This is a genomic window from Fortiea sp. LEGE XX443, assembly GCF_015206815.1.
Taxonomy (GTDB): domain Bacteria; phylum Cyanobacteriota; class Cyanobacteriia; order Cyanobacteriales; family Nostocaceae; genus Nostoc_B.
Map to the genome: position 1 here is coordinate 41,273 of NZ_JADEXZ010000047.1, position 6,000 is coordinate 47,272.

Annotated in this window: 5 protein-coding genes and 1 tRNA gene; 2 read left to right on the forward strand and 4 right to left on the reverse strand. The window is 42.7% G+C overall.

Features of this window, described 5'->3' with window-relative positions; translation table 11 throughout:
* Positions 1-97 precede the first annotated feature (97 nt).
* Entirely contained in the window at positions 98-712 is a 615-nt protein-coding gene (locus tag IQ259_RS17450; protein WP_193886998.1) for a DedA family protein, read from the reverse strand.
* Between the two features lie 286 nt (positions 713-998).
* Positions 999-2,075: a Gfo/Idh/MocA family protein gene (locus IQ259_RS17455; RefSeq protein WP_193887005.1), complete on the reverse strand. Its 1,077-nt coding sequence runs from the start codon at positions 2,073-2,075 to the stop codon at positions 999-1,001.
* Positions 2,076-2,571: 496 nt separating this feature from the next.
* Here IQ259_RS17455 and queC point away from each other — a divergent pair, with 496 nt between their 5' ends.
* Positions 2,572-3,267 carry a 7-cyano-7-deazaguanine synthase QueC gene (gene queC, locus IQ259_RS17460; protein ID WP_193887015.1) on the forward strand — a complete coding sequence of 232 codons (696 nt, stop codon included), beginning with the start codon at positions 2,572-2,574 and terminating at the stop codon, positions 3,265-3,267.
* Between the two features lie 163 nt (positions 3,268-3,430).
* Here queC and IQ259_RS17465 read toward each other — a convergent pair whose 3' ends face one another.
* Positions 3,431-4,780 carry a hemolysin family protein gene (locus IQ259_RS17465; RefSeq protein ID WP_193887000.1) on the reverse strand — a complete coding sequence of 450 codons (1,350 nt, stop codon included), beginning with the start codon at positions 4,778-4,780 and terminating at the stop codon, positions 3,431-3,433.
* 110 nt (positions 4,781-4,890) lie between these two features.
* On the reverse strand, positions 4,891-5,589 hold the full coding sequence (locus IQ259_RS17470; RefSeq protein ID WP_193887003.1) for a hypothetical protein: 699 nt from the start codon (positions 5,587-5,589) through the stop codon (positions 4,891-4,893).
* Positions 5,590-5,784: 195 nt separating this feature from the next.
* On the opposite strand from IQ259_RS17470, the gene IQ259_RS17475 reads away from it, so the two are divergent.
* Positions 5,785-5,857 (forward strand) — tRNA-Ile (locus tag IQ259_RS17475).
* The last annotated feature ends 143 nt before the right edge of the window (positions 5,858-6,000 follow it).

Sequence of the window (6,000 nt, forward strand, 5' to 3'; positions counted from 1 at the left end):
CGATCGCAAATTCAGCATTATTTGGCATAGTGTAGGCGAATTTTTACCAGATGTAACCCCCTAACTTTAAATCAAATTTAAATTAGGGTTGTGTATTTTAGCGTCTAGTACTTTTTCGCCTGCGTTTGAGTATCCAGGCCACAAATGCCAAAACCAAGCAGCCAAGCACGATTTTGGATACCGGGGCTAAGTACTTATCCACAAGTTCATACTGGCTACCCAAAACGTATCCTGAGTATGTTAACAAACCTACCCAGGCAGCACTACCCAAGGTTGTATAAAATAGAAATGGTAGCAAATACATGTTGCTAATGCCTGCCGGCACGGAAATCAAAGTGCGGACTCCCGGTACAAGACGACCAATTAACACTGCTTTGCTACCTTGAGAATCAAACCAGTGCTTTGCTTTGGTGATATCTTTGCTGGATATAGTCAACCATTTGCCGTATTTATCAGCCCAAATTTTTAAGCGCTTTTCGCCCAAAAACTTACCAGGATAGTACCATACAAGTGCGCCAGCTACAGAACCCACAAGTCCGGCACAAAAGACTCCAAAGATATTTAACCTGTCTGGAGTTGCCCTAGCGGTAAATCCTGCCAGTGGCATAATCAGTTCTGAGGGAATAGGGGGAAAAAGATTTTCTACAAACATCAATAATGCAATTCCTACATATCCCAAGGAATTGATAGTATTGGTAATCCATTCAAGCATCAAATCTATTCCTAAAATTGCTGCACAAGTCTTGTTGCCTAATGTAGCGTTAATCTCCCCAAAACTTTACTGATGATCGCGGCTCGCTATGGTCAAAATCATCCAAGTCTGGATATGAAAGCTAAATTTTAGGGGCGCAATCCTTACGCCCCTAAACATGTAATGTATTCAATTGAGACTGCCGTATTTTTGTATTAGGTAGCTAGAGGGCAGAGGACGGCGGAAGGAAGAGTATCTTGCCCTTGCTCCCTGCTCCCTGCTCCCCTGTCTATCTCCCCCACCTCTGTTAGATTGTTGAGGTTAAAGATTGTACTCTGGATTCAGATTGCCAGTCTAATGGATTGAAAACCCGCTCTTCTAGAGCCATTTGCTCAATTAAACTTGCTAATCTTAGGGCTTTCAGAGCCTGTTCGCCACCGACGGAAGGTTGATTACCACCGTGGACACAGGTGACAAAATGCTCTAGCTCTGCGCTAAGGGGTTGAATATTGGTGGTGTAGACTTTTTCAATCAAACCATCTTGCCTGTAAAGTACCTGCCGATGGTCTGTTAAATTTGTGGTTTGTCGATGAATCAGAATTTCATTTTTGAGAAAATCTGCTTCAGTGAAGGAGTTTTTGCAATGGGAAACAATGCGGCGAATTTTTCGGTGAGTGACTTTGCTGGCTGTGAGAGTAGCGACAATACCATTGGCAAATCCCAAGGTGGCTGTCACGTAATCTAAATAACCAGAGTCTAAAGAACGAGTCCCACTAGCAGTCAGCTTTACCACTGGAGAGGAGGCTAATTCTAGCATTAAGTCAATGTCGTGGATCATTAAATCCAGTACGACGGAAACATCATTTGCCCTATCTGAGTAGGGACTCATGCGGTGAGCTTCCAGCGCCAGCAATTCTTCTGTTTTCAGGACTTTGCTCAGTTCCCGAAATGCCGGATTGAAGCGCTCAATGTGACCTACTTGCAAGATGCACTGGGATTCAGCCGCTGCATTGACAAGGGATTCTGCTTCAGAAATACTAGCAGCGATCGGCTTTTCAATTAAAACGTGAATTCCAGCTAACAAACAATTAATCCCCACAGCATAATGCAAGCGGGTAGGTACAGCAATACAAACTGCTTCCACATGAGGTAGCAGGTCACAGTAATCTTCAAAAAAACGTACCTTGTATTTGCTGGCGGTTTCCAAGCCTCGTTCAACATTGATATCTGCCACGCCGACTAGTTCAACATCTTTCATTGAACTCAAAACACGGACGTGATGTTGTCCCATGTTACCCACCCCAATCACACCTACGCGAATCGGTCTTGGCTGATTGCGCTGTGTGTATGAATTTGATTCTGCCACTGACATGCTATTTTGCACTATTGTTCTCTCCTCAACCACCAAATTTAGAGACGCTGCGGCCGTTGGCATTTATACTGAACAGCCAGGTATGATCCGTCTAAAACCATCCAGATGGTAACATAGAGGCTCTGTTTATGAAGAATTTCAAAGTTTGGGATCAGTTCCCGCAATCTGGCTGTCTTTTTTAGGTTCAGTTTTAAATCAATCAGTTTTTTGCTCTTTACACAATAGGTAATATGTTTTTTTATTAACTTTAAACACTAACTAAGACGTAAGTAAAAATTTCTAGATGCCAGTCAGGCAATTGGATACCAGGAAATTTCCCAACTAAAAACCTTGTAAATAAATAATTTTACTGACAATAAAATTACAAAAATAGCTACAACGACACTGAGACGTTGGTACAGTTTATAAACTGGTACAGTATGAATGAAAAAAAAGACTGGTGAAGCTGACTTCTACTTTTTTAATATGATGATTTGGCAATTTGAAATCTAAAAATTTTGCAGCCGAGATGAAAGCCGTAATTTTGTTGTCTGGGGGATTAGACTCTTCTACTGTACTGTATCAAGCTAAAGCTGATGGTTGTGCGTGTTACGCAATTTCTTTTGATTATCAACAGCGACATCGCAGCGAGTTAAACTCAGCTATGCTCGTCGCGCAAACATCTGGGGTAGTAGAACATCAGGTGGTCAATTTTGACTTACGGCAATGGGGTGGTTCCGCACTGACCGACGACAAAATTGACTTACCCCAAGAGCGTTCCTTGGATGAAATGTCGCAAAATATTCCTGTAACCTATGTACCTGCACGGAATACGATCTTTTTAAGTTTTGCTTTGGGCTATGCAGAAGCGATCGCAGCCGAGCGGGTTTACATTGGCGTTAATGCCTTAGATTATTCCGGCTATCCTGATTGTCGTCCTGACTACATCCAGGCAATGCAAGAAGTTTTTCGACTTGGAACCAAACAAGGACGCTTGGGTAACCCAATTGCGATCGTCGCCCCCTTGATTAATTTGAAAAAAACCGAAATTATCCAGCTTGGCAACAAGTTAGGTGTTCCTTGGGATTTAACTTGGTCTTGCTATGCCGGTGGTGATGTGGCTTGCGGAGTCTGCGATTCTTGTCGCTTACGGCTGGCAGCTTTTGATGAATTAGGATTAAAAGATCCGCTTGTTTATGAACAGGGAGTGGGGAGTAGGGAGTAGGGACATTCATTTACACCCTCCCCATTTCCTTATACCAATTCTCTAAAATTAGGCAACACATTCAAACCCCACAACCCAGACCAAATCAGAGTTTCTTAATTACGAATTACGTTAGCGCAGCGTTAGCGAGTCCGCGAGCGTCATTACGAATTACGAATTGGTATTATTCCCTTGGCAAGCGTTGCACCTGAATTTGGTGCAGCCTTGGCCCGACAACTGAGACTATGGTGAATTGAAGATTGTCGTAAAATAAAATTTCGCCTTTTGTCGGCATTTTCTGTAATTGATACAGTAGAAAGCCTCCCAAGGTTTGATATTCCCTCGTGACAGGTAAATTGAGATGCAACACCTCGTTGAGGTCTTCGAGATTAATCTGTGCTTGGATCAAAAATGTTTCTTGATCGACAATTTCAATCAACAATTCGTTGCTATTTTCAGGTTCCCCTGTCTTGCCAATAATTTCACCAATCACATCTTGGATGGTCACTAACCCTACAGTCCCGCCAAACTCATCTACGACGATGACCATAGCTGGTTTTTCTTGTTGCATCATTGGCAATAGTTCACTCAAGGGTGTGTGTTCTGGCACAAATCGAGCAGGACGCATCCAAGGCTGGATATGTGACGTAAAAGTTAGTTTCTCCATAGCCAAAGGTTGCGCCAAGTCCCGAAAGTAAACAATGCCGCGAATATCATCCAAAGATTCGCCAATGATGGGATAGCGAGAGTGACCAGTAGTTGTCATTTCCTGGAGTAAGGTTCCGAAGGTCGCATCGTTTGGTAAGGCGACAATACCAGTCCTGGGAATCATCACATCTTGGGCGGTTACATCCCCAAACTCAAAGACATTGTTGAGGAGTTTACGTTCTGAAAGTTGTAAACCCGTGGATTCCCGTTCTGTGGAGATGATCATCTGCAATTCTTCTGAGGTAACTGGTGGTCTCCAGCTTTGACCTGTGTATTCAATACCAAAAATTCGTAACAAACAACGATTTGATTGGTTAAGAATCCAGATGAAGGGACTGAAAAAACGGACGATCGCTTTAACTGAGGGGCCTAGAAATCGCGCTAGTTGTTCTGAGTACAGCAACGCCAATGATTTCGGGCATAATTCCCCCAACACAATTTGCAGATAGGCCACCAAAAAAAAGGCTACGGGAATTGACAGCGAATGAGCGATGAAGTTAGTTGTTGTTTCTGGTAATGGCCAGGATTTTAGCCATGCACTTACCAGCACCACAATTGTACTTTCACCAATCCATCCCAGTGCCAAACTAGAGAGGGTAATACCTAACTGAGTTGTTGATAGCAGCCGATCAATACTTCGTTGCAGTGTTTCAACTGCGATCGCTTGTATGTCCCCAGCCTGAACTAGCTGATGAATTCGTGATCGCCGCACTGTCACCATCGAAAACTCTGCCGCCACAAAAAAGGCATTGATGGCAATCAGCAGTAGTACTGACAATAATCGCAGCCCCACATCTGCCCAAGTTAAACCAGGAAAACCAATCACTACCAAAGCTCGTGTAAATTCACGCCCCTATTTTTGTATTGGATATTGGGAAAGCATGAAGTATCAAGGATAGACTTCATACTTCATACTTCATACTTCAGTTCCAGTCCCTATCTTGCTACAGGAATATTAGATACATCTAACTTGAGTTTTTGTGCAGGATAATCTGTCAGAGACAGGGATACCTTATTCACATCATCTAGTAAAGCCGTAGGAATAATCACTGTACCGGAAAATGTGGGGCCATTTGCAGGTAATTCTCCTGGTAAGCCTTCTGTGCTGGCGCTTAAGGTTCTACCTTTGTCGTCTGTAACATCTAAAAAACTATACAAAAAGCGTACAGAATCTTTACCCTTGTTCTGCATTTTTACTTTTAGGAGTAAATCGCCTCCAGAATAACGCGCCGATTGCACGCCAAAAGTTACCCCTTCACTTTCGGCATTCACTGGAAATCCTGGTTGGAGTTTTTCTTCAACTACTTCCTGAGGCTTTTCTGGTGGCTTCTGTTTGCTTTTATTGATTTCGTCGTCGTCGTCTAGTTTTTCTGATTTAGCGGCTTTGGTCTTACCCTCGATTCGAGATTTAACAATTTTTAATATTTCTTCTTCTTTTAAGAGTGTCACCCCTACCTGTTGGGAGTTACTTGTTTTAGCGCTGGCAAATTTGGTTGTAGGGCGGCCATCTGGGGTTGAAACTCCTTTGAGAGCCAAGCTTCCCAAATTAAACCCTAAGAACGCGCTTACAGACCCCGCGCCCAACATCAGGATTAACAGAATCAACGTCAGAATTACAGTAGAATTTATTTTCATCGCTGATAAGCTGTTGCTGAAGAATGCTGGTCTATGTTAAGAGCATTGAAGTTATGTACCTCAATCCTTAAAGGAACTTAATCAATAAATTATAGTTTGCACTATTTCATAATTAAATTATGTAGTATGAAAATCTGATAAACTGTCATTCAAGAGGTAGACAAGCAGTAAATTTGAGATAAAATTAGTATTCGACCAGGGTTGGCCGAGCGGTTGAGGCAGCGAACTCATAATTCGCCCAAGGCAGGTTCAACTCCTGCACCCTGGATTTTTTTAAGTGCTGAGGGACTTCCAGAGAATAAGATATACAAGCCATAAAAATGATAATCATTCTGAAGGGGGAAAGAGCAGTTGCCGTCGGCAACTGCTCTTTCCTCCCAAATATATGCAAGATAAATGTCTGCACTCAAC